The sequence below is a fragment of the Streptomyces sp. genome, assembly GCF_031178505.1.
GTDB lineage: Bacteria > Actinomycetota > Actinomycetes > Streptomycetales > Streptomycetaceae > Streptomyces > Streptomyces gulbargensis.
This window is the reverse complement of sequence record NZ_JAPSIW010000803.1, coordinates 1-3073: the sequence shown is the minus strand read 5'-3', so window position 1 is coordinate 3073 and position 3073 is coordinate 1. Positions and strand designations below refer to the sequence as shown.

Sequence of the window (3073 nt, the reverse complement as noted above, 5' to 3'; positions counted from 1 at the left end):
CCGCCCGCGCCTACGCGGACCGGCACGGCATCGACCTCGCCGTCGTCCGGGAGTCCTTCACCCCCGTCGTGGACTTCTCGCACGCCCTGCGCGACGAGCTGTCCCGCGTGCTCGGCGAGAAGACACCGGTCCTCGGTACCGGCGCCGGCCACGACGCGGGGATTCTGTCCGCATCGATCCCCACCGCCATGCTGTTCGTACGGAACCCCACCGGCGTCTCGCACTCACCGGCCGAGTTCGCCGCCGAGGACGACTGCGTGGCCGGGGTCCGCGCCCTCGCCGACGTACTGGAGGACCTGGCGTGCCGCTGACGACCACGTACTGGCTGGAGCACGCCTGGCTCGGCACCCACGCCGAGCCGGGCGTGGCCCTGGACGTCACCGCGGACGGCCGCGTCGGCGCCGTCCGCACCGGCACCGAGGCCCCGCCCCCCGGCGCGATCGTGCTGCGCGGCTTCACCCTCCCCGGCCTCGCCAACGCCCACAGCCACGCCTTCCACCGCGCCCTGCGCGGCACCGTCCAGGTCGGCTCCGGCACCTTCTGGACCTGGCGCGAGGTCATGTACGCGGTCGCCCAGCGCCTCACCCCCGACTCCTACTTCGCCCTCGCCCGCGCCGTCTACGCCGAGATGGCGCTCGCCGGCATCACCTCCGTCGGCGAGTTCCACTACCTCCACCACGCGCCGGGCGGCACCCCCTACGCCGACCCCAACGCGATGGGCGAGGCCCTGATCGCCGCCGCCGCCGAGGCCGGCATCCGCATCACCCTCCTCGACACCGCCTACCTCTCCGCCGGCTTCGGCAAGGCCCCCGAACCGCACCAGCTCCGCTTCTCGGACGGCACGGCGGAGCGGTGGGCCGAGCGGGTGTCCGCCCTCAAGGACCGCGACGGCGTCCGCATCGGCGCGGCCGTCCACTCCGTACGGGCCGTTCCCGCCGACCAGCTCGCCACGGTCGCCCGCTGGGCGGACGAACGGCGCACTCCCCTCCATGTGCACCTGTCCGAGCAGACCGCCGAGAACGAGGCCTGCCTCGCCGCCCACGGCCGCACCCCCACCCGGCTCCTCGCCGACCACGGCGTCCTCGGCCCGCGCACGACCGGCGTCCACAACACCCACATGACCGACGCCGACATCGCCCTCGTCGGCTCCACCGGCACCGGCACCTGCATGTGCCCGACCACCGAACGCGACCTCGCCGACGGCATCGGCCCGGCCGTCGCCCTCCAGCGCGCCGGCTCCCCCCTGTCGCTCGGCAGCGACAGCCACGCCGTGATCGACCTCCTGGAGGAGGCGCGCGCCATGGAGCTGGACGAGCGCCTGCGCTCGCGCACCCGCGGCCACTGGACCGCCGCCGCCCTCCTCCGCGCCGCCACCGCCGACGGCCACGCCGCCCTCGGCTGGGACGGGGCCGGGCGCCTGGAGCCCGGGGCGCTCGCCGACTTCACGACGATCGCCCTCGACTCGGTCAGGACAGCGGGGCCACAGCCGCGTCTGGCAGCCGAGACCGCGGTATTCGCAGCGTCGGCCGCGGACGTCCGGCACACGGTCGTGGGCGGCCGTCAGGTCGTCCGGGACGGGCAGCACGCGACCGTTCCCGACGTGCCCCAGGCCCTCGCGGACTCGATCGCCGCCCTGCGCGGCTGAAGGAGACACCCCTCACCATGAACACCGGCCCCGCGGCGACGAACAACCCGGCGGCGAGCTCGGCGCCCAGCAGCGCGAACAGCGCCGTGGCCACGACCGCCACCGCCATCGTCAACATCGCCAGCCTCGTCACCAACGATCCCTCCCTCGGTGATGGAACCCCCCTGGGCCTGATCCAGGACGCGGCCGTCGTCATCGACGGCGACCGTGTCGTCTGGGTCGGTGAATCCAGCAAAGCACCCGCCACTGACAACCGGGTCGACGCCGGCGGCCGGGCGGTGATCCCCGGCTTCGTCGACTCCCACTCGCACCTGGTCTTCGCCGGCGACCGCACCGCCGAGTTCAACGCCCGCATGTCCGGCCAGGCGTACGCGGCGGGCGGCATCCGCACGACGGTGGCGGCGACCCGGGCAGCGAGCGACGAGGCCCTGTCCGCGAACGTCGCCCGCTACCTGGGCGAAGCCCTCCGCCAGGGCACGACCACCATCGAGACGAAGTCCGGCTACGGCCTCACCGTCGAGGACGAGGCCCGCGCCCTCCGCATCGCCGCCGAGCACACCGACGAGGTGACGTACCTCGGCGCGCACATCGTCTCCCCGGACCACGCCGACGACCCGGCGGCGTACGTGGCCCTCGTGACGGGCGAGATGCTGGACGCCTGCGCCCCGTACGCCCGCTGGATCGACGTCTTCTGCGAGAAGGGCGCCTTCGACGGCGACCAGGCCCGCGCGATCCTCACCGCCGGCAAGGCCAAGGGTCTCCATCCCCGCATCCACGCCAACCAGCTCTCGTACGGCCCCGGCGTCCAGCTCGCCGTGGAACTCGACGCGGCCAGCGCCGACCACTGCACCCACCTGACGGACGAGGACGTGGACGCCCTGGCGCACTCGTCGACGGTGGCGACCCTCCTCCCGGGCGCGGAGTTCTCCACCCGCGCCCCGTGGCCGGACGCCCGCCGCCTCCTGGACGCGGGCGTGACGGTGGCGCTCTCCACGGACTGCAACCCCGGCTCGTCCTTCACGTCCTCCGTCCCGTTCTGCATCGCGCTCGCGGTACGGGACATGGGCATGACCCCCGACGAAGCGCTCTGGTCCGCCACGGCCGGCGGCGCGGCCGCCCTCCGCCGCACGGACGTGGGCCGCCTGACGGCCGGCGCCCGCGCGGACCTGTCCCTCCTGGACGCCCCGTCCCACGTCCACCTCGCGTACCGGCCGGGCGTGCCGCTGGTGACGGAGGTCTGGCGCGCGGGCGTCCGGCAGTACGCCGGAAGCGGTCACTGACAGGACCGACGAGGCCCCGGGAACGCGCACCGGGTGGGGGGCGCTAGCCCGGTGGCTCGGTGGCCGCCGGGCCGGCGCCGGCCTTCCCGGCACCGGGTGCGTGGCCGAGGACCACGACCCAGGTGCCGTCGTGACGGGACATCTGCAC

Annotated in this window: 3 protein-coding genes; all 3 read left to right on the top strand. The window is 74.8% G+C overall.

The genetic code is table 11. From position 1 onward, the window contains the following. Positions 1 to 311: M20/M25/M40 family metallo-hydrolase (locus tag RIF68_RS32615; protein ID WP_309054960.1), on the top strand; the 311-nt coding region annotated here is incomplete at its 5' end. Then, positions 302 to 1645, top strand: a complete 1344-nt coding sequence (locus tag RIF68_RS32610) for a formimidoylglutamate deiminase (protein ID WP_309054957.1) — start codon at positions 302 to 304, stop codon at positions 1643 to 1645. The genes RIF68_RS32615 and RIF68_RS32610, both read left to right, overlap by 10 nt. A 17-nt stretch (positions 1646 to 1662) precedes the next feature. Further along, a complete protein-coding gene (gene hutI, locus RIF68_RS32605) occupies positions 1663 to 2925 on the top strand; it encodes an imidazolonepropionase (protein WP_309054956.1) in 1263 nt (420 codons plus the stop codon). Positions 2926 to 3073: the final 148 nt, after the last annotated feature.

What these genes read in the sequence shown, in the direction of transcription:
- hutI (WP_309054956.1), top strand. Translation starts at nt 1,663, where the DNA reads ATGAACACCGGCCCCGCGGCGACGAACAACCCGGCGGCGAGCTCGGCG.